The organism is Pantoea sp. SGAir0215 (assembly GCF_043543215.1).
The window spans coordinates 3467612-3487937 of sequence record NZ_CP028031.1 but is presented as its reverse complement, the minus strand read 5'-3'; the positions used below and the strand labels follow the sequence as shown (position 1 = coordinate 3487937).

The 20326-nt window shown below is 53.7% G+C and carries 18 protein-coding genes; 12 read left to right on the top strand and 6 right to left on the bottom strand.

Annotation, left to right across the window (positions count from 1 at the left end; genetic code table 11):
- Window positions 1–53 precede the first annotated feature (53 nt).
- Window positions 54–626: an elongation factor P-like protein YeiP gene (yeiP, locus tag C1N64_RS16240; protein WP_006119958.1), complete on the bottom strand. Its 573-nt coding sequence runs from the start codon at window positions 624–626 to the stop codon at window positions 54–56.
- A 271-nt stretch (window positions 627–897) separates the two neighbouring features.
- Here yeiP and C1N64_RS16235 point away from each other — a divergent pair, with 271 nt between their 5' ends.
- The gene (locus C1N64_RS16235) at window positions 898–1152 is read left to right on the top strand and encodes a YkgJ family cysteine cluster protein (protein WP_006119957.1); all 255 of its coding nucleotides are present in this window, start codon (window positions 898–900) and stop codon (window positions 1150–1152) included.
- 168 nt (window positions 1153–1320) lie between these two features.
- Here C1N64_RS16235 and C1N64_RS16230 read toward each other — a convergent pair whose 3' ends face one another.
- On the bottom strand, window positions 1321–2718 hold the full coding sequence (locus C1N64_RS16230) for an MFS transporter (RefSeq protein WP_367143840.1): 1398 nt from the start codon (window positions 2716–2718) through the stop codon (window positions 1321–1323).
- Between the two features lie 472 nt (window positions 2719–3190).
- Between C1N64_RS16230 and C1N64_RS16225 the strand changes: the two genes are divergently transcribed.
- From C1N64_RS16225 to fruA, 6 genes are all read left to right on the top strand, one after another.
- Entirely contained in the window at window positions 3191–4222 is a 1032-nt protein-coding gene (locus C1N64_RS16225; protein ID WP_394514962.1) for a LacI family DNA-binding transcriptional regulator, read from the top strand.
- Between the two features lie 245 nt (window positions 4223–4467).
- Window positions 4468–5400 carry a dihydrodipicolinate synthase family protein gene (locus C1N64_RS16220; RefSeq protein ID WP_394514961.1) on the top strand — a complete coding sequence of 311 codons (933 nt, stop codon included), beginning with the start codon at window positions 4468–4470 and terminating at the stop codon, window positions 5398–5400.
- Between the two features lie 307 nt (window positions 5401–5707).
- Complete coding sequence (locus tag C1N64_RS16215) at window positions 5708–7000, top strand: anaerobic C4-dicarboxylate transporter family protein (RefSeq protein ID WP_054633442.1); 1293 nt, start codon at window positions 5708–5710, stop codon at window positions 6998–7000.
- Window positions 7001–7380: 380 nt separating this feature from the next.
- Window positions 7381–8511, top strand: coding sequence for a fused PTS fructose transporter subunit IIA/HPr protein (gene fruB / locus C1N64_RS16210; RefSeq protein WP_054633443.1), 1131 nt, complete (start codon window positions 7381–7383; stop codon window positions 8509–8511).
- Window positions 8508–9446, top strand: a complete 939-nt coding sequence (gene fruK, locus C1N64_RS16205) for a 1-phosphofructokinase (RefSeq protein WP_006119955.1) — start codon at window positions 8508–8510, stop codon at window positions 9444–9446. Before fruB ends, fruK begins: the two co-directional genes overlap by 4 nt.
- 16 nt (window positions 9447–9462) lie before the next feature.
- Complete coding sequence (gene fruA / locus C1N64_RS16200) at window positions 9463–11160, top strand: PTS fructose transporter subunit IIBC (RefSeq protein WP_006119954.1); 1698 nt, start codon at window positions 9463–9465, stop codon at window positions 11158–11160.
- A 36-nt stretch (window positions 11161–11196) separates the two neighbouring features.
- Here fruA and nfo read toward each other — a convergent pair whose 3' ends face one another.
- From nfo to C1N64_RS16185, 3 genes are all read right to left on the bottom strand, one after another.
- Complete coding sequence (nfo, locus tag C1N64_RS16195; protein ID WP_033740573.1) at window positions 11197–12039, bottom strand: deoxyribonuclease IV; 843 nt, start codon at window positions 12037–12039, stop codon at window positions 11197–11199.
- A gap of 240 nt (window positions 12040–12279) precedes the next feature.
- Complete coding sequence (locus C1N64_RS16190) at window positions 12280–13209, bottom strand: Rpn family recombination-promoting nuclease/putative transposase (protein ID WP_033740571.1); 930 nt, start codon at window positions 13207–13209, stop codon at window positions 12280–12282.
- 179 nt (window positions 13210–13388) lie between these two features.
- Entirely contained in the window at window positions 13389–14441 is a 1053-nt protein-coding gene (locus C1N64_RS16185) for a YeiH family protein (RefSeq protein ID WP_039338166.1), read from the bottom strand.
- Window positions 14442–14543: 102 nt separating this feature from the next.
- On the opposite strand from C1N64_RS16185, the gene C1N64_RS16180 reads away from it, so the two are divergent.
- The 5 genes from C1N64_RS16180 (at window position 14544) to C1N64_RS16160 (ending at window position 19440) form a co-directional block, all read left to right on the top strand.
- Window positions 14544–14909, top strand: coding sequence for a YkvA family protein (locus C1N64_RS16180; RefSeq protein WP_006119946.1), 366 nt, complete (start codon window positions 14544–14546; stop codon window positions 14907–14909).
- Between the two features lie 17 nt (window positions 14910–14926).
- A complete protein-coding gene (gene yieE, locus C1N64_RS16175; RefSeq protein ID WP_033740566.1) occupies window positions 14927–15796 on the top strand; it encodes a DNA-binding transcriptional regulator YeiE in 870 nt (289 codons plus the stop codon).
- Between the two features lie 181 nt (window positions 15797–15977).
- Window positions 15978–17438 (top strand): amino acid permease, encoded by a 1461-nt coding sequence (locus tag C1N64_RS16170; RefSeq protein WP_033740564.1) that lies wholly within the window; start codon window positions 15978–15980, stop codon window positions 17436–17438.
- 137 nt (window positions 17439–17575) lie between these two features.
- Window positions 17576–18652, top strand: a complete 1077-nt coding sequence (locus C1N64_RS16165; protein ID WP_054633448.1) for a FecCD family ABC transporter permease — start codon at window positions 17576–17578, stop codon at window positions 18650–18652.
- Entirely contained in the window at window positions 18652–19440 is a 789-nt protein-coding gene (locus C1N64_RS16160; RefSeq protein ID WP_394514960.1) for an ABC transporter ATP-binding protein, read from the top strand. The genes C1N64_RS16165 and C1N64_RS16160 overlap by 1 nt, the downstream gene beginning before the upstream one ends.
- A 35-nt stretch (window positions 19441–19475) precedes the next feature.
- Here C1N64_RS16160 and fghA read toward each other — a convergent pair whose 3' ends face one another.
- The gene (fghA, locus tag C1N64_RS16155) at window positions 19476–20321 is read right to left on the bottom strand and encodes an S-formylglutathione hydrolase (protein WP_006119939.1); all 846 of its coding nucleotides are present in this window, start codon (window positions 20319–20321) and stop codon (window positions 19476–19478) included.
- Between the last annotated feature and the right edge of the window lie 5 nt (window positions 20322–20326).

Sequence of the window (20326 nt, the reverse complement as noted above, 5' to 3'; positions counted from 1 at the left end):
GCGAATATTGTTATAGTATAACAATATTCGCCTGCCGCACGCGCCAGTCTGGATCAGTCGGCGCGTCCCATATAGCGGCGCTCTGCCACATGGATGCGAATGCGCTCACCGTTACTGAGATATTCGGGCACCTGCACGACCAGGCCTGTACTCATCCCGGCAGGCTTTGTGCGTGCGCTGGCCGACGCGCCTTTAATTCCGGGCGAGGTGTCCACAATTTCCATGTCAACCGTCTGAGGTAGTTCAAGCGCCAGCACCTGTCCGTCCATGGTGAGCACCTGGATACCGGGAATGCCCCCTTCAGGGATAAACAGCAGTTCTTCTTCTATTTGTTCTTTTTTGAAGGCGTAAGGCGTGTAATCTTCATCGTCCATGAAGACGTATTCATCACCATCAATATAAGAGAAGGTGACGCTGCGGCGGCTCAGCGAAATGGCATCAATAATTTCATCGCCTTTGAAGCGTTCTTCTACTTTCATGCCGGTGCGCACATCGGTAAAGCGCATTTTATACAGCGTTGCCGCGCCCCGGGCGCTTGGGCTCTGGACATCAATGTCTTTCACCAGCAGCAGTTTGCCGTTATGGGTGACGGCCATTCCTTTTTTGATTTCGTTCGCTTTTGGCATTGCGGTTCTCGCTGTCAAAGTGATATTGCGCGCAACGTTACTCGCGCGGACGTGAACAGGCAAGACAGCGCGAAAAATTTTGTGCCTGATGGCGACTAACAGGATAAAGCCACCTCAGTATACATCATGGATCATGACGTCGTTGGCGTTGCAAAGGCGACATCACAGCATGCCCGGCGATCGGCGCCTGGCCTGTTTCTCTGTAAAGGTGATGTCAGGGTAAGGCACGTTCTGTTATCGTGCGCGCTTTAGCGGTTCGAGGAGGTAAAAGATGGAATGTCGTACAGACTGTGGCGCATGTTGTATTGCCCCGAGCATTTCCTCGCCCATTCCGGGAATGCCACAGGGCAAACCCGCTAATACCCGGTGCGTTCAGCTTGCGGATAATAACCTCTGTAAAATTTTTGGATCGCCTCTGCGTCCGAAAGTGTGCGCCGGACTACAGCCATCGGTTGAGATGTGCGGTAGTAACCGTCATTATGCGATGGATTATCTGATTCATCTTGAGCAAAGCACCGCACCTTAGTCTCTACAGATGATCATCCACGTTTATGGCGTTATAACCCGGAAGGTTTGTTATCCCCGGTTACACAGAGTCCGCCTGAATTCATAAACGCACTCCACGTCCATAAACTTAATGGTTCTGGCAGTAACCCCACTATTTTCCCGTCCGGTAAACACCGGGATAAGCAGCTCAGGGCGAGAGTTCTTCCAGCGATTTTCCTTTTGTTTCAACAGCAAACAGCAGTGTTACCACACTGCCAATGAGTGCAATAACGGCAAACATGATGAAAACAAATCTGATGCCGAAACCGGACACGATAAATCCTACCATCAGGGGACCCAGTGACGATCCGGCGCGCAGCCAGGCGCTGGAAAAGGCGGTGCCAACCGCCCGTAGTCGGGTTGGATACAGTTCCGCCGAATAGAGATACAGCGAGAAAGCGATAGTTTGCAATATTGCATAGGTGATACTGCCAAAGATTAGTACCTGCAAAGGGGCTGTTGCGCCCGATACCCAGAGCGCGGCTAACGGAATAATCGCCAGCATGAACGCCCAACTATACCAGCGCTTTCTTCCTACTTTATCGATATTGAACGCACAGACAACAGAAGCGATGACGCCGCACGCAGATGTGATCCATCCATAGGCCAGGCTGGTTTCCAGCGACAGATGGAATAAGGTCCGGTACAGGGTTGGAAACCACGTAATCATCCCGTTGTTAATGGTGTAAACCGTAAGCCACAGGCCCCAGAGCATAAAGGTACGCGACTTATAGATTCCTGAAAAAAGCGCTTTGACACCACCTGATGATACGGCAGCAGGGACAACGGGTGTTATGACGGGTTCAGGCAACACCATGCCGCGGCGAAGGGCTTCTGCTTCAAACGAACTCACCACGTTTTCGGCTTCCTGGTGACGTCCTTTCACCACTAACCAGCGCGGTGATTCTGGCATCAGCCAACGTAATGGCGCAGCCAGTGCCGAGGGAATCAGGCCAATAAAAAACATGATTTTCCAGCCATAAACCGGTACCAGGAAAAAACCGATCAACCCGGCACACATCATACCGACAGGAAAAATTACTTCGTACAGCAAAAAGAAGCGACCGCGCTTTTTGGCTCCGACAAATTCATTGATATAGGCACTGGCGACAGGCACTTCCGCACCAATACCCAGCCCCTGTAAAAAGCGAATAATCAGTATTGACCAACCATTCCAGGCAAACAGGCAGGCGGCATCCATGATAACGAACAGGATAATGGTGATTCGTAATACGCCGATTCTGCCTATCTTCTCCGCCAGGGTGCCGAAAAATAATGCGCCAAACAGCTGCCCGACGTAGCTTGCCGCAATGATCAGTCCGACAAATGTTGGCGTCAGTCCCCATTCCTGGGTCAATTGCGGCAGGGCAAATGCAATAGCAATAATCGTGTAAGCGTCGAAAAACGTTGATAATCCAACAACGATACGGATGAGCTTTAAGCGTCGCGTAATAGGTAAGCGCTCTAGTCGTGCCAGTAACGCAGTAGAGTGCGCCGCAGAATGACTCTCGCTAGCCGTACGTGACGCGATAACCTGAATAGTCATAGTTATACCCTGTAACATGGGGCATAAACGTAAGAAAGCGAAAGGACAGACATCAAATTTCAGGCCCTTTACTTACGGTTATTGCACATCTTTATAGAGAGAAAATAAGCTGTGATAACGTTAATGCAATCGTTTTCACATAGGTTTATCCTTTGTCCTGTATGCGTTTGCGTCAATTCAGCGGTGCAATTAATTGCGAGTGACTTCACACTCCAGAGGCATGTCATTAAAAAAGCGTGAACGGACGCATAATATCAGGCAGCGTTTGGTTGAGATTTCCTCCAAATGCATAACGTAAGCTTTACCGGTGCGGTGCTAGCCGGGAACGCAATCAAAAGCCAGTCGCATAATGTGAATCATGATTACGCTGAGGTGCGCTTGCGGCAAGCGAACAGGCTATTTCGTCCCGACAGGCAGCAGCTACAGTTTGTAGACAGTTATTTGCTACTCAGATTATTACTTGGAGTCAATTGTGGATCAGGAAAGCCAGGAAAAGGACCCGTCAGATAAGCGACTTATCACGATGCGCGATGTTGCTAATGCGGCAGGCGTCAGCATTTCGACCGTATCACGGATTTTGGATGAAAGGCTGCCACAGTCAAAAAGCGCCTCAGCTGAAAAAGTTCGCCAGGTTGCACGTGAGCTGGGTTACAGGCGAGATTACGTTGCATCAAGTTTACGCAGAGGGGACACCGGGACGCTGGGTGTGCTGGTTCCCCGAATGACCGATGCCGTCACCGCGATGCTCTACGAGGAAATCGCCACCGCAGCCGCACGACGCGGCTATTTTGCGATTGTCGCGACCTGTGGTGATGACTCCAGTCAGGAAAGCGCCGCGGTAGAATCTTTGCTGGACCGACGCGTAGATGGCTTGATTCTCTCGACCTGCCGTTTGGGTGACCCGCTTCCTCTTACGTTACGTGAGCGTGATATTCCCCATGTGCTGGTATTACGCACCGATGAAATCAGCCCTTCTTCCGTAGGCGATGATGAAATGGGAGGGTACCTGGCCACGCGCCATCTCATTGATTTGGGTCATAAAAAAATAGGCATGATTGGGGGGCCTGACTTTGCTTCTAATGCCTTGAATCGTCGCAAAGGCTTTGAACGCGCGATGAACGAGGCAGGCTTAACGGTGCGACCTGAATGGTGCCGTTCGTCAGACTTTAATATCCAGTCTGGCGAAGACGTGGGAAAAGCCATATTGAACAGTCCCTCACGGCCCAGTGCCATTTTTGCTGTGAACGATGAGATTGCTATCGGCGTCATGGCCGCCGCACACCAACTGAATATTACGATAGGTAAGGCATTGTCACTTGTCGGCTACAACGATATCCCTTTGGTAAGCCGGTTGCCTGTGGCATTAACCTCTGTAAGAACGCCGCTGGAGCACATTGCCAGTAATGCAGTTGATATGCTGATAAATGGCAAAAATGCGTCGACCCTCCGCACTGTTATTCCCACACTTATACCGCGTAAATCGACGGCTTCGCCCGATAGCTGAGATAGCCTGTATCAGGTATCGTCATGACAACAAATCCTGAAAGCGAATCCGAGATCCAGATCGCAGCAGTTATTCTCCTCGCTGTTTTTTTGTGATGATTGCTGCATTTTTATCCGCATGAATATTGACGGCGCACCGGGGACGGTTCAGATTTACCCTTAAGTGAAAACGATTGCACAAACGATTTCATTCGATCTTAATTTCTATGTTACAGATTTAATTATCTAAATATTAAGGAGTTTAAGATGATCAATATCGATCTCAGGGGATTAACACCGGCGCCCGTTACGCCTTTTACACGTGAAGGCCATATTGATTTCCCAGCCATCCAGCGCCTTGGAAGCTGGCTGGGCAGTATCGACGGTGTGAAAGGGCTTGTCGTATTGGGCCATGCGGGTGAGGGGACTTTCCTGACTCAGGATGAGCAGGCCGCTGTAATTCGAGCTTTTGTTAAATCTGTTGAGGGCAAAATACCTGTGATTGCGGGTATCACGGGGGAGGGCACAGAGGTTGCAGCACGGGAAGCAAAACGGGCTGTCGAAGCGGGTGCAGCTGCCGGATTGCTTTATCCTTCACATGGCTGGTTGCGCTTTGGATACCAGGAGGGCGCGCCTCAGGATCGTTATCGCGTAGTCTATGAGGAGAGTGGATTACCGCTCATTCTCTTTCAGTATCCTGATGTCACTAAAGCCACCTATAACCTGAAGACGTTACTTGATATCGCTGCGCAACCTGGCGTATTTGCAATGAAGAACGGGGTGCGTAACATGCGGCGCTGGGATACTGAGATCCCAGTGATCAGACGGGAACGCCCTGATCTGCAAGTATTAACCTGCCACGATGAATATCTGCTTCATACCATCTTTGACGTCGACGGCTTTTTAGTCGGATACGGCAATATCGCGCCTGAGCCGCTAATTGAGATGATTAATGCAGGTAAAGCACAGGACTATAAAAAGGCACGTGCGATTCACGATCGCCTCATGCCGGTGACTAAGGCGGTGTACCATCGCGGTTCACATATGGAAGGAACTGTTGCGCTTAAACATGCACTGGTCGCGCGTGGGATTCTGGAACATGCGACGGTTCGCTCACCTTTACTGCCCTTAGGCGAAGGGGCGGCAGAAGAAATTCATGCTGCAATGCGTTCGGCTGAACTGGGTAAGGTTAACGGCTGACTGGCACGCAAACAGGCGGTGCTCATCCTTCGGGCGCTGCCTGGCTTAACACCGAAGGCTCTCAGCGGTTACGTATCTCGCAACAACGCTTTCAATGAAATACTTCCTCAGTCAGCAGGGAACGCGCACTTTTACGGGCAATAACAGCGTTGTTCAACCCTCACAGGAAACCCTTGACTTAATCTGACGGGGGGCCTGGTAAAATCTGTTTCCACAACGTCTTCCCGTTTGTCGCGAAAGCATATTCGTGAAGACCTGCAGGGCAGGTGAGCAGGTAAGGGGCCGCACGTAAAAAAGGAAAGACTACATGCTCTTACTCCAGTTTATTACCGTACTTTTTTTCCTGTTTTTAGGGATGCGAATCGGTGGCATTGGCGTGGGGTTCGCAGGCGGAGCCGGTGTCGTTGTGCTGTGCGCATTAGGGGCGACGCCCGGAGAGCTGCCAATGCTGGTTATGGTGTTTATCATGGTCGTCATCGTTGCGATATCGGCCATGCAGCAAGCCGGGGGCATTGATTATCTGGTGCAACTTACCGAGCGAGTTCTTCGTCGTTATCCTCGTCTGCTGGTCGTGACGGCACCTCTGTCAACCTGGCTATTGACGATGATGGCCAGCACAGGCCAGGTTTCCTTTGCCTGTATGCCCGTTATTGTGGGTGTGGCGAAAGATCATTGCCTTCGACCAACGCGAGCACTGGCTCTGTCGGTGGTGGCGTCATTGCTGGGGATCGTCGCCTCGCCCATTTCAGCGGCGGTGATTTTTTTCTCGGGTATTCTGGAGCAAACCCAACTGGGATGGGGTTATATTGACCTGATTACCGTTATGATTCCTGCCACCTTCATGGCACTCATGTGCACGTCACTTTTCTACCTGTGCTGGGATCGCCTACGTAACAGCGATAAACTGGACACCCGGACTCTCTGTAATAAAAAAATATCCCATCATGAATTGTCCCCTTTTGCTAAACGTTCAGTCCTGATCTTTGTTACCGGGCTTATTGTCATCCTGTGTTATGCCATTTTTAGCAGCCCCAGGGTGGGGATCATTTCAGAGCCAGTTTTAAATAGCGGCGAGGCCCGAATTACCGTAATGCTCGCTGTCGCCATGGCCATTGTGATGTTATGCCGGGTCAATGTGCACACCATTCCTGATTCTTCCGTCTTTAAAACCGGCATGACTTCCTGTATTTGCATACTGGGTGTGGCCTGGCTGGGCACGACTTTTATGAACAGCAATCGCATCTTTATACAGGACATCGTCGCCAGCTATTTTACGGACTCTGTTGTGCTACTGGCACTCATCATTATGCTCGTCTCCTGTTTTCTCTATTCTCAGGCCGCCTCAACCAAAATTTTGTTTCCAATGGCGCTAAGCATGGGTATTGCACCGGCAGCGCTCATCGCCTGCTTTCCGGCCACTGCTTCTCTGTTTATCCTGCCCAATTACCCCACGCTACTGGCTGCCGTCACGCTGGACGACACCGGATCGACACAGCTAGGACGCCGGATAATTGATCATCCTTTTTTTGTTCCCGGATTACTGGCAACGTTATTATCGATGCTGTTTTCCCTTTGGCTGGCTGTTCTTATTCATCCCTGAATGCCAACGTAAGGGTGTTAGCAACAGTCTGTGCAGATTTGCCAGCGCTTAAACGGGCAGGACGCGCTGGCGCATCGTTTCCGTTGTTCGTCAATCGCACTTCTCTCTGAAAAGCTGACGCTGCTGAAATTCCCTACTGTAAATCGACCTGATGTCGTCCAGACTTCAGCACGCTTTTTTAAGATTCTCCTTCGACCTCACTGAATTGTGCGTAATGTCAAAGATCTGTTACGTCGTTAACGCATTTTCTTGCCTGCGGCACGTCACTCCATCACAATTCTTGAAACGTTTCAGCGTTGCTCTGGCAACCTTCGTTGCCGCTAACAGCATTTTTAAACACCAGTTAGCTGAAACGATTCAATCAGCAAGCGAGGAGAATTATGTTCCAGCTCGAATTGCAGGCCATCCATACCGGAGCCAGCGCCCAAAATAAAGAAGATGCGATTCGTCAGGTTGCGGCGGCACTTACTGCTGCAGGTAATGTGGCGGAAGGTTATGTCAACGGTATGCTGGCACGTGAGCAGCAGACCTCTACCTTTCTGGGGAGTGGTATTGCCATTCCTCATGGCACCACCGACACGCGCGATCTGGTGCTGAAAACCGGCGTGCAGGTCTTTCAGTTTCCGCAGGGCATTGCCTGGGGCGACGATCAGACCGCCTATGTCGCGATTGGTATTGCGGCCAAATCCGATGAACACCTGGCCTTGTTACGTCAGCTTACGCATGTGCTGAGTGATGACTCTGTTGCCGAACAGCTTAAAACGGCCTCAGCGGAAGATCTGCGTGCGCTGCTGATGGGTGAGAAGCAGCCCGCGGCGTTCAGCTTTGACACCTCCCTGATTACCCTCGACGTCAATGCACGTGATTTGATGACGTTGCAGGCCTTAAATGCCGGGCGTTTACAGGCGGCGGGCGTGGTTGATGCCAGCTATGTCGCGGATGTGGTGTCCCGCCATCCTCTGAGTCTGGGACAGGGCATCTGGCTCAGTGACAGCGGTAAAGGCAATCTGCAAAGCGGCGTAGCCGTCAGCCGCGCAGCGAGCGCGTTTGAGCACCAAGGCGAACCGGTCAACATGCTGATAAGCGTGGCAGCCGTTGATGAGCGTCCTCTGGACGTGCTGGGCTACCTCAGCGCGTTGCTGCAGAGTAATAAGGCCGATCGTTTATTAAAAGCGGATGCGGCAGGTGTTTATGCCCTGCTGACCAGCGAAGTCGACGAGCAGGCGGACCAACTGACTGCAGAATTCACGATCCGCAACGAGCATGGCTTACATGCGCGTCCGGGTACGGCACTGGTGAGCGTTATCAAGCAGTTTAACAGTGAGATCACGATTACGAACCTCGACGGCAGCGGCAAACCGGCGAACGGACGCAGCCTGATGAAAGTGGTCGCGCTGGGCGTGAAAAAAGGCCATCGCCTGCGTTTCACTGCCAGTGGTGATGATGCACAGCAGGCATTAGATGCCATCGAAGAAGCAATCAACAGCGGATTAGGTGAGGGGGCAGCATGACCAGACGTGTGGCAACTATCACGTTGAATCCTGCGTACGACTTGGTCGGCTATACGCCTGAAATTGAGCGCGGTGAAGTGAACCTGGTGAAAACCACCGGATTGCATGCTGCCGGTAAAGGCATCAATGTTGCCAAGGTGCTGAAAGATCTGGGGATTGATGTCACCGTAGGGGGCTTTCTGGGGAAAGATAACCAGGATGGTTTCCAACAGCTGTTCAGTGAACTGGGGATTGCTAACCGCTTTCAGGTTGTCAATGGCCGTACCCGCATCAACGTCAAGCTCACCGAGCAAAACGGGGACGTTACCGATCTCAACTTTTCCGGCTTCAGGGTGACCGCGCAGGACTGGGATCGTTTTACCAGCGATTCATTAACCTGGCTGGGTCAGTTCGACATGGTTTGCGTCAGCGGCAGCCTGCCGGAAGGTGTCGATCCTGACGCCTTTACCCGCTGGATGACCGAACTGCGCACCCATTGCCCTTGCATTATCTTCGACAGCAGCCGTGAAGCGCTGGTCGCAGGCCTGAAGGCCGCACCATGGCTCGTCAAACCCAACCGTCGCGAGCTGGAAATCTGGGCGGGACGTAAACTCCCTACGTTGCAGGATGTGATTAACGCAGCGCACGAGTTGCGTGAGCAGGGCATTGCACATGTGGTGATTTCTCTGGGTGCAGAAGGCGCACTTTGGGTCAATGCCTCAGGTGAATGGATTGCTAAACCGCCGGTGTGCGAGGTTGTCAGCACCGTTGGGGCAGGTGACTCCATGGTAGGTGGCCTGATTTATGGCCTGTTAATGCGTGAATCCAGTGAACATACGTTACGTCTGGCTACTGCGGTAGCCGCGATGGCCGTGAGCCAGAGCAACGTTGGCGTTACCGATCGTACCCAGTTGGCCGCAATGATGGCGCGCGTCGACTTACAACCCGTTAACTAACAGCAGGAGAGCGATAGTGAAAACGCTGCTGATAAAAGATCCTTCAACAGGACTGGCCTCTGCCTACATGGCAAAACAACGTCTGGCTGCTGCGGCTGCGCAGGCGGGTTTGACGCTAACAGAAAACCCGGCAGAAGCCGAACTGGTGATTGTCACCGGTCAACATGTGCCTGACGATGCTGCGCTGAACGGAAAATCCGTCTGGCTGGGCGATGTTCAACAGGCGGTCAGTGAGCCAGAACAGTTCCTGAACCGTGCGAAAGCCGAAGCGAAACCCTGGCAGGCCCGCGCAGCCGCTCCGGCTGCAACCCCTGCAACAGCGTCAGCTAACGGACCAAAACGCGTGGTTGCCGTAACGGCCTGTCCAACGGGCGTAGCACATACGTTTATGGCGGCTGAAGCTATTCAGGCTGAAGCGACCAAACGCGGCTGGTGGGTAAAAGTTGAAACCCGTGGCTCTGTTGGTGCAGGTAACGCGATTACGCCAGAAGAAGTGGCGGCGGCCGATCTGGTGATCGTGGCGGCGGATATCGAAGTGGACCTGGCGAAGTTTGCGGGTAAGCCGATGTACCGTACCTCAACCGGCCTGGCGCTGAAGAAGACCGCTCAGGAACTGGATAAAGCCGTTGCTGAAGCGAAGCCGTTTAAACCGTCCGGCGCGCAAAACAGCAATCAGGAAGAGAAAAAAGAGGGCGGTGCAGGCGCTTACCGTCATCTGTTAACAGGCGTGTCTTACATGCTGCCGATGGTGGTGGCTGGTGGTCTGAGTATCGCGCTGTCGTTTGCGTTTGGTATTACGGCGTTTAAAGAGCCGGGTACGCTGGCGGCTGCGCTGATGCAAATCGGTGGCGGTAGCGCGTTTGCCCTGATGGTGCCGGTACTGGCGGGTTTTATCGCGTTCTCTATCGCGGACCGTCCGGGCCTGACGCCGGGCCTGATTGGCGGGATGATCGCCACCAGCATCAACGCGGGCTTCCTTGGCGGCATCATCGCGGGCTTTATTGCGGGGTATGCAGCCAAACTCATTAGCGGCAAAGTGAAGCTGCCACAAAGTATGGAAGCGTTAAAACCTATCCTGATTATTCCGCTGTTTGCCAGCCTGATCACCGGCTTGCTGATGATCTATGTGGTCGGTAAACCCGTCGCGGGCATCATGAGCGGTTTGACCAGCTGGCTGGCTCACATGGGAACGGCTAACGCTATCCTGCTGGGTGCTATTCTCGGCGGTATGATGTGTACCGACATGGGTGGTCCTGTTAACAAAGTTGCCTACGCTTTCGGTGTCGGTCTGCTGAGTTCACAAACCTATGCACCGATGGCCGCCATTATGGCTGCGGGTATGGTGCCACCCCTGGCAATGGGGCTGGCGACGCTGGTTGCCCGTCGTAAATTCAATAAAGGTCAGCAGGAAGGAGGTAAAGCCGCGCTGGTTCTGGGCCTGTGCTTTATCTCAGAAGGTGCGATTCCGTTTGCTGCTCGTGACCCCATGCGCGTCCTGCCATGCTGTATCGTCGGCGGTGCGGTGACCGGTGCCACTTCTATGGCGATTGGTGCCAAACTGATGGCACCGCACGGCGGCCTGTTCGTGCTGTTAATTCCAGGTGCAATTACCCCGGTACTGGGTTACCTGCTGTCGATTGTTATCGGCACAGCCATTGCCGGATTAGGGTATGCGGTGCTGAAACGCCCGGAAGAAGAACTGGCGAAAGCCTGATCTTAAAAGGAAAAAGGAGCCGCCAGGCTCCTTTTTTTAACGTTGCTCTGATTTGAGCCAGGCTATTTCATCTTTCCAGATATCCGGATTGATGGTCTCCAGAATCAGCGGAATACCATCGAAGCGCGAATCCTTCATTATCCAGCTAAACACGGTTTTACCGATATTGCCTTCTCCCAGGCTGTGGTGACGGTCAACCCGGCTGCCCAGCGTACTTTTGGCATCATTCAGGTGCATGCCACGCAGATAATTAAATCCGACTATGCGATCAAACTCGGCAAAGGTTTCAGTACAGGCTGCTTCGCTGCACAGGTCATATCCGCCGGCGAAAGCATGGCAGGTATCAATACAAACACCTACGCGAGATTTATCTTCAACGTGTTCGATAATGGTCGCGAGATGCTCAAAGCGAAAGCCCAGATTACTGCCCTGTCCGGCGGTGTTTTCAATCACGGCGGTGACGTTGCGGGTCTGATCCAGTGCGATATTGATGGACTCAGCGATACGTTTTAAACAGGTCAGCTCGTCAATCTGCTGTAAATGGCTACCCGGATGAAAATTTAACAGTGTCAGGCCCAGTTGCTCTGCACGCTGCATTTCATCCACGAAGGCATCGCGGGATTTCTGCAGGGCTTCCATAACCGGATGCCCCAGATTAATCAGATAGCTGTCATGAGGCAGAATCTGATCTGATGAAAAGTGGTATTTCTCGCAGGCAGCGCGAAAGGCAGCAATAGTCTCATCCGAGAGCGGGGCGGCTTTCCACTGGCGCTGATTTTTGGTGAACAGCGCAAACGCCGTGGCTTCCAGTTCATGCGCGCGGATCACTGCCTGATCCACACCACCCGATGCGCTGACGTGCGCGCCAATATACTTCATGCCGTTCTCCTGAAGGGTTCAACTCAGTCTGAACGGCATGATACACGATGACACTGGGGCAAAACGCAGCGCGGCGGAAATTTTTACACCCGGATTAGGCAGGCAAACAGCAGCGCGACAGGATAATATCTGCTGCCCCGCAGAACAGAGCGGCGTCAGAAAGGACAGGCTGCCAGCATGGCGAGCTGGCGAGCGTCTGCAACAGAATGATGCGGGGACTAAAAAGGTTGGGCAAACCTGTCAGTGGCGGAGTTGCGCGATATCTTTTTCGCTCAGGCCGGTCATTTTGATGACGGTAGGGCGGTCAAAGCCGTTAGTTAACATGACCCGGGCAATCTTCAGCGCTTCTTCCTTTCTGCCTTTCTCAAGACCACGCTGTTCGCCCAAACGGATACCTTTCTCAATCCCTTTTTGTTCCAGCTGTTCTGCAATGGTCATCAGTGCGTCTCCGTGTTGCGGCACCCGCTGTGCCAGCTTATGGATTAAGGCGTGCGCATCCGACACCTCGCCCGCCTGCACCATGTAGTTTACCAGCGAGATAACCTGTGATGAAGAGAGATATTCATTTGTGAGAATAGCTACCAGCCTGTCAAGCATCACGGTCAGATTACGCTGATGGATGTGCTTCTGAAGTAACGTTAAGGCGGCCATACGGCGGTGGTGCAGGATCTCGTCGTCAGGGATACGCGTTACGTCAACCAAAGGGAAAGCCGCCGTGTAAAGTTTGCCCGCCTGATCCGGTAACGCAAAGCCATCCAGCCAGCAGAGAGAATAGGGATAGGGGCTACGTTTACCGGTATAGAACAAGACGGGAATGACTAACGGCAGCGTTTGATGTCCGGCTTGCAGATGGCGATGCATGGCGGCCACCGCATAGCGCATTAACCTGAAGGCCATGTGTTTATCCGGACCAGACTGGTGTTCAATAAGGACGTGGATATAGCCTTCGCCGGACGCGGTTTTCACGCTGTACAGCACATCGCTATAGTACTGCCGCAGGTCGTCCTCGACAAAAGAACCCGATTCCAGCTTAAGCGTGGTCAGATCGCACAGGGCGCGCAACGCTTGTGGCAGGTGGATCGCCATAAAATCCCGTGCCACGTCCGGCTCGGTCAGAAACTGTCGGAACAGCGCGTCGTGAGGTGTCGGTGTTGGGGACGTTCTCTTCATCAGTTCCGGCTCGTAAAAATCACCGGTCTACAATAGAGCTACGGGAGGATCTTACCTAATAACAATGGTTTAATTTACGGCGCTTCTCGCAACGTTGGGTGAGATGAACACCTTCAGTACGCGAGCAAACGGGCTAACCGGCCTGCATGCGGCCGGTTTGATGAAGGCATGAACGTGCCTTACGCGATAAAACGCTGAACCAGCAGGTTAATCGTGCCGCCGCCCAGCACCAGCCAGCCAAAGACCAGTGCCCCCAACAGCACAGGTTTATAGCCCGCTGCACGAAGAGCAGTGAAACGGGTGGTCAGACCCAGTGCCGCCATTGCCATGGTCAGCAATATTCCTCCCAGCGTGTTGAACATATTCACCCATCCGGCCGGCAGCCAGTGCAGCGAGTTGAACAAGGCGACAACGACAAACATCAGGGCAAACCATGGAAACGTCACCGGCTTTGCGCTCTGCTGTTCTGCCTGCTCACGTCGCAGGGCGCCGCTCAGCAACAGTAAAAACGGCGCCAGCAGCATGACGCGCAGCATTTTCGCGATAACGGCGCTGCTTTCGGTTTCGGGCGCAATGCTGTGTCCGGCAGCAACGACCTGCGCCACCTCATGAATGGTTGAACCGGTAAAAATGCCAAACTGCGTCAGCGTGACACGGGGAAAAAAGTCATGCACCAGTGGCCACAAAACGGGATAAATAAAAATCGCCAGGGTACCAAACAGCACCACCGTAGCGACGGCAACGGCCACTTTTGACGGCGCCGCTTTGACCACCGGTTCCGTGGCCAGCACCGCCGCGGCGCCACAGATGCTGCTGCCTGCACCAATTAACCATACAGTTTCGCGGTCAAGCTTCAGCAGACGTCGGCCCAGCAGGCAGGTCACAAAGAACGTACTGCTCAGGGTCAGCACATCAATCAGCAGGCCGCTTAATCCCACGTCGGTGATTTGCTGCAAGGTGATGCGAAAGCCAAACAGAATCACACCGAGCCTGAGCAGTTTTTGTTTTGCCAGCTGCACGCCCGCGTCACACTGGCCGGCAAGAGGCGAGTAAACGCTGTTACCGACGATGATGCCCAGCATAATCGCCAGAGTTAATGAGCCCAGACCCAGACGAGCGATGCCTGGCACCTGGGCCACAGCGGCAGTCACGCTGGCGATCAGGCCGCATAACAACAGGCCGGGTAGCCACTGCTGAACGAAAGGATTTTTTGAAAGGGTGATGTCTGCCATGATTACGCTCCTGGTTGAGCGCTCATCATCATGCGGGGCTTGTTAAAAGTGAAATTGATTATATATTTATAATCTACCGCTATAAGTGATAAGGCAGGAACTATGCTGTTTGCACGACTGAAACGCTTAATCACGCTCATCAAACGCGATGTGCTGACGCTCGCCTTTGCCTGTCGCGATCCTCAAACACCGCTGTGGTGTAAAGGCCTGGCCGCCGGGTTGCTGGCGTACGGCATAAGTCCGATCGATTTGATTCCGGATGTTATCCCGGTTGTGGGACTAGTAGACGATGCCGTCATTATCCCTGCCGGTGTCATGTTACTGCTGAAAATGCTGCCGCGCGAGGTTCGGGCCCGCAGCGTCGCGCGTGCGCAGCAACAGCGTGCACGCGGTAAAAAAGTATTGGGTGTACTGGGTGTGATTTTTCTGCTGTGGATCGCCCTGATCGTTTACCTTGTCGCGCGCTAAGTGATTCCGGAGTTTTCATGCATATTACCCTGCGACAAATTGAAGTGTTTACCGAGGTGCTTAAAAGCGGCTCTACCACCCAGGCTTCTCAGGTGCTGGCGCTCTCCCAGTCTGCTGTCAGTGCCGCCCTGGCTGATCTGGAAAACCAGTTAGGTGTGCAGCTTTTCGATCGGGTAGGAAAGCGGCTAGTGCTCAACGAACATGGCCGGTTACTTTATCCCCGTGCCGTTGGCCTGCTCGAACAGGCCACAGAAATCGAACAGTTATTTAAAGAAGATAACGGGGCTATTCGTATTTATGCCAGCAGCACCATCGGGAATTATCTGCTGCCGGGGATGATTGCCGGTTACCGCCGTGATTTCCCCACGTTGCCTTTAGAGCTGAGCGTGGGAAACAGTCAGGACGTGATCACAGCCGTTTCCGATTTTCGCGTCGATGTGGGATTAATTGAGGGGCCGTGCCATATGACAGAACTGGTCAGCGAGCCCTGGCTGGAAGATGAACTGGTGGTCTTTGCCGCACCGGACGCCGCCATTTTGCAGCAGCCCGTCACGCTGACCTCGCTGGCTGAGGCCACCTGGATTCTCCGCGAGCGCGGCTCAGGTACGCGCGAGATTGTCGATTATCTGCTGTTGTCCCATTTGCCGACATTTCAGTTGGGCATGGAGCTGGGCAACTCCGAAGCGATAAAGCATGCCGTGCGGCACGGGATGGGCATCAGTTGCTTATCACGTCGGGTGATTGCCGAGCAGTTGAGCGCCGGGACGCTGATTGAGCTGAAAACGCCTTTGCCGAATCTGACGCGCACGCTTTATCGCATCCACCATCGACAAAAACACATCTCAAAGGCCCTGTCGCGGTTTTTATCGTACTGCCGGGAAACGTAAACGCCCGATGAATGGTGGTTTAATCAGCGGTTCAACCCCTTGAATTTCAGGGAAACAGGCGGCGCCGCTAATAATTTCGCGCCAATCATGAAGGTAACTAATAACAGCGTAGCATTCGCTATACAGCGTGGCCTTTGCTGCTACAATCGCGCCTTATTTTTACCCAGCGTAATGTTTACACATGCATAATGACACAAATACAACACAACAACCTGCGTTACGACGCGATCTAAAAGCACGCCATCTCACCATGATCGCCATTGGCGGATCAATCGGTACAGGTCTGTTTGTGGCATCCGGTGCCACCATCTCTCAAGCTGGCCCCGGCGGGGCATTACTCTCATATGCCTTAATTGGCTTAATGGTCTATTTCCTGATGACCAGCCTCGGCGAACTGGCCGCGTTTATGCCGGTTTCCGGCTCCTTCGCCACCTACGGTGCCAAATACGTGGAAGAGGGCTTTGGTTTCGCCCTGGGCTGGAATTACTGGTACAACTGGGCGGTCACCATTGCTGTCGACCTGGTGGCATCGCAACTGGTTATGAATTACTGGTTTCCCGACACGCCGGGCTGGATCTGGAGCGCACTGTTCCTGAGCCTGATGTTCCTGATCAATTACATTTCAGTCAAAGGCTTTGGCGAGACCGAATACTGGTTCTCCTTGATCAAAGTCGCCACCGTCGTGATCTTTATCGTGGTGGGCGTGTTGATGATTGTGGGCATTATGCGTGGCGCGGAAAATGCAGGCTGGCATAACTGGCAGGTAGGCGATGCGCCGTTTGCCGGAGGTTTTGCGGCGATGATCGGTGTTGCGATGATTGTCGGCTTTTCTTTCCAGGGGACTGAACTCATCGGCATAGCGGCGGGTGAATCTGAAGATCCGGCGAAAAACATTCCGCGCGCCGTGCGTCAGGTGTTCTGGCGCATCCTGCTGTTTTATGTGCTGGCCATTCTGATTATCAGTCTGATTCTGCCCTATACCGATCCGCAACTGCTGCACAATGATATTAAAGATATCAGCGTGAGTCCGTTTACCCTGGTGTTCCAGAATGCCGGCCTGCTGTCTGCGGCGGCGGTCATGAACGCGGTGATTTTAACGGCGGTACTGTCGGCCGGTAACTCCGGGATGTATGCCTCAACGCGCATGTTGTATAACCTGGCGTGTGAAGGTAAAGCGCCGCGCATTTTTGCCCGACTGTCAAAAGGCGGCGTACCGCGTAATGCGTTATGGGCCACCACCGTCGTCGCGGGTTTGTGCTTTTTAACCTCAAAATTTGGTAATCAGGAAGTCTATCTCTGGCTGCTGAATACCTCCGGGATGACAGGCTTTATCGCCTGGTTAGGGATTGCCATCAGTCACTATCGTTTCCGTCGCGGTTATGTGGCTCAGGGGCGCGATCTGAGCGACTTGCCGTACCGCTCAGGCTTCTTCCCACTGGGGCCCATTTTTGCCTTTGTACTCTGTCTGATTATTACGCTCGGTCAGAATTACCAGGCCTTCCTGCAGGACACCATTGACTGGTACAGCGTTGCAGCGACCTATATTGGCCTGCCTTTGTTCCTGCTGATCTGGCTGGGTTACAGGCTGGTGCGGGGCGGACGCATTGTGAAATACAGTGAGATGGAATTTCCCCGCTCATAACGGGTTAAAAGCGCACGGTAAACGCCGTGCGCTTTTACGTTACGTCATCACTATTAACATTCCATGAATTGATAATTATTATCACCTGCACTATTGTGGCTGCGTTTTTAATTTTGGAGCCATTACTGGATTGAACCATGACAACGGAATCCTCGTTGATTGGTGCTGAAGCAGGCCATCAGCCCATACTGAAAAATTATCATCAGGTTTTGCGCCGCCGCCTGTTCTGGATAGGGGCGTTGCTGGTGGCGATCCTTGCGTCACTGGTTCTGGACTTTACGCTCGGCCCGGCCGGACTTTCGCTATCGACGTTGTGGCACACGCTGCTCTCACCCGAGAGCGTTGATGCAGGCACGCGCGTCATTGTCTGGGATATCCGCCTGCCTTATGCGCTCATGGCCATCGTGGTCGGCCTTGCACTGGGCCTTGCCGGTGCAGAAATGCAAACCATCCTTAATAACCCGCTTGCCAGTCCGTTTACGCTGGGCGTTTCCTCGGCGGCGGCGTTCGGCGCCGCACTGGCCATTATTTTAGGCGTAGGGATTCCGGGGATCTCCGGTCAGTGGTTTATCTCAGCCAATGCGTTTATCTTTGCTCTGCTGGCCGCCTTAATGCTGGACGGCATTACGCGCTGGACGCAGGTCTCGTCATCTGGCGTGGTGTTATTTGGTATTGCCCTGGTGTTTACCTTTAATGCGCTGGTGTCGATGATGCAGTTTATCGCCAGTGAAGATACGTTACAGGGGCTGGTGTTCTGGACCATGGGCAGCCTGGCGCGTGCGTCCTGGGAAAAACTGGGCGTACTGAGCGCGGCTTTTGTGCTGTTGGTGCCGTTTTCCCTGCTCAGTAGCTGGAAACTGACCGCACTGCGCCTGGGGGAAGACCGGGCCGTGAGTTTTGGTATCGACGTGCGCCGTCTGCGCCTGGCGACTTTGCTGCGTATTAGTGTGCTATCCGCCTTAGCGGTCGCCTTTGTCGGCCCGATTGGTTTTATTGGCCTGGTCGCACCGCACATCGCCCGTATGATGTTCGGCGAAGATCATCGCTTCTATCTACCGGCCAGTGCGCTGACCGGTGCCCTTGTGCTGTCGCTGGCTTCAGTGGCTTCCAAAAACCTGATTCCCGGAGCCATTATCCCGGTCGGGATTGTGACCTCGCTCATTGGGGTGCCGTTTTTCCTGAGTATCATTTTGCGTCACCGAGGGCATGTGTAATGGAACAGGGATTACGCCTGCGCGGCTTCACCACCGGTTATCCTAAACGTCAGGTCATTGATAACCTTCACGTCGAGCCGTTACCGCGTGGCGAAATCACGGTCCTGCTGGGACCGAACGGCTGCGGTAAATCCACCTTACTGCGTGCGCTGGCCGGGCTGAATAAAGGGCAGGGCGAACTGTGGTTAAACGGCGAAGATCTGATGACTCAGCCGTTTGCCCGCCGGGCCAGACAGGTTGTGTACCTGCCGCAATCGTTGCCTGCGGGGGTGCATATGCATGTGCTGGAGTCCATTATTGTCGCGCAGCGTGCGTCATCGGGCCTGCACAGTCCCGCCAGTGAAGCCGATGTCATGAAACTGCTGGATCAACTGGGCATTGCCCATCTGGCAATGCGGTATCTGGATCAGCTCTCGGGTGGACAAAAGCAGCTTGTTGGCCTGGCCCAGTCGTTGATTCGCCGGCCTGCGCTGTTACTGCTGGATGAACCGCTGAGTGCGCTGGATTTAAACTACCAGTTTCACGTTATGGATTTAGTGCGGCGTGAGACGGCGCTGCGCAATATGGTGACGGTGGTCGTGGTCCACGATATCAATATCGCTTTACGTCACGCGCAGCATGCGCTGATGCTCAAAGCGGGACAGTTAATCGCAGAAGGCGCACCGGATAGCGTGATCACGCCCACTACGCTGGCGCAGGTTTATGGCGTGCAGGGCCGCATTGAGCACTGTTCCCGCGGAATGCCGCAGGTCATGATTGACGGATTAGTCCGGGAAGGGCTGATGTAAAAAAACGGGGATGGCGCACGCCATCCCCGGTTGTGTTATCCCACCAACAAGTGCTGCGCATGAAAGCGCAGATGATCTTCCACGAAGCTGGCGATAAAGAAGTAACTGTGATCGTAGCCTGGCTGAATACGCAGAGTTAACGGGAAATCCATCTCCTGCGCCACTGCCTCTAATCGCTCCGGCTGAAGCTGATCCGCCAAAAACTGATCGCTGTCGCCCTGATCGATCAATAACGGCAGGCGATGCTGAACCTCGCGCATCAGCTGACAGCTGTCGTATGCCCGCCAGGCCTGGCGATCCTCTCCCAGATAAGCGGTGAACGCCTTTTGTCCCCAGGGCACATCGGCGGGATTCACAATCGGCGCAAAGGCGGAGGCGGAGGCAAAGCGGTTTGCCAGGCGTAACGCCAGCATCAGCGCGCCGTGTCCGCCCATAGAGTGCCCCATGATCGACTGACGTTCACTGACCTTAAAGTTATCGGCAATCAGCGCAGGCAGCTCCTCACTAAGGTAGTCGAACATCCGATAGTGGCTCGCCCAGGGCTGCTGCGTCGCATTGAGATAAAAGCCCGCGCCCTGGCCCAGATCATAGCCCTCGTCATTGGCCACCGCCTCACCGCGCGGGCTGGTATCGGGCATGATCAGCACCAGCCCCAGTTCAGCGGCGACGCGCTGCGCACCCGCTTTGGTGGTAAAGTTTTCATCATTGCAGGTCAGGCCTGCCAGAAACCACACCACCGGTGGGGGCGAATCCCCGCGCGGACGGGGCAAATAGATGCTGAACGTCATCGGGCAGTTCAGCACCTGGGAGGGATGACGCCAGCGCTGCTGCCAGCCGCCAAAAATACGGTGTTCTTCCAGTAACTCAAGAGAAGATGTCATAGCGC

Excerpts from the sequence above, each read along its gene's own strand:
- yeiP (WP_006119958.1), bottom strand. The coding sequence starts at position 626 with ATGCCAAAAGCGAACGAAATCAAAAAAGGAATGGCCGTCACCCATAAC.
- C1N64_RS16235 (WP_006119957.1), top strand. The coding sequence starts at position 898 with ATGGAATGTCGTACAGACTGTGGCGCATGTTGTATTGCCCCGAGCATT.
- C1N64_RS16230 (WP_367143840.1), bottom strand. The coding sequence starts at position 2,718 with ATGACTATTCAGGTTATCGCGTCACGTACGGCTAGCGAGAGTCATTCT.
- C1N64_RS16220 (WP_394514961.1), top strand. The coding sequence starts at position 4,468 with ATGATCAATATCGATCTCAGGGGATTAACACCGGCGCCCGTTACGCCT.
- C1N64_RS16215 (WP_054633442.1), top strand. The coding sequence starts at position 5,708 with ATGCTCTTACTCCAGTTTATTACCGTACTTTTTTTCCTGTTTTTAGGG.
- fruB (WP_054633443.1), top strand. The coding sequence starts at position 7,381 with ATGTTCCAGCTCGAATTGCAGGCCATCCATACCGGAGCCAGCGCCCAA.
- fruK (WP_006119955.1), top strand. The coding sequence starts at position 8,508 with ATGACCAGACGTGTGGCAACTATCACGTTGAATCCTGCGTACGACTTG.
- nfo (WP_033740573.1), bottom strand. The coding sequence starts at position 12,039 with ATGAAGTATATTGGCGCGCACGTCAGCGCATCGGGTGGTGTGGATCAG.
- C1N64_RS16190 (WP_033740571.1), bottom strand. The coding sequence starts at position 13,209 with ATGAAGAGAACGTCCCCAACACCGACACCTCACGACGCGCTGTTCCGA.
- C1N64_RS16185 (WP_039338166.1), bottom strand. The coding sequence starts at position 14,441 with ATGGCAGACATCACCCTTTCAAAAAATCCTTTCGTTCAGCAGTGGCTA.
- C1N64_RS16180 (WP_006119946.1), top strand. The coding sequence starts at position 14,544 with ATGCTGTTTGCACGACTGAAACGCTTAATCACGCTCATCAAACGCGAT.
- yieE (WP_033740566.1), top strand. The coding sequence starts at position 14,927 with ATGCATATTACCCTGCGACAAATTGAAGTGTTTACCGAGGTGCTTAAA.
- C1N64_RS16170 (WP_033740564.1), top strand. The coding sequence starts at position 15,978 with ATGCATAATGACACAAATACAACACAACAACCTGCGTTACGACGCGAT.
- C1N64_RS16165 (WP_054633448.1), top strand. The coding sequence starts at position 17,576 with ATGACAACGGAATCCTCGTTGATTGGTGCTGAAGCAGGCCATCAGCCC.
- C1N64_RS16160 (WP_394514960.1), top strand. The coding sequence starts at position 18,652 with ATGGAACAGGGATTACGCCTGCGCGGCTTCACCACCGGTTATCCTAAA.
- fghA (WP_006119939.1), bottom strand. The coding sequence starts at position 20,321 with ATGACATCTTCTCTTGAGTTACTGGAAGAACACCGTATTTTTGGCGGC.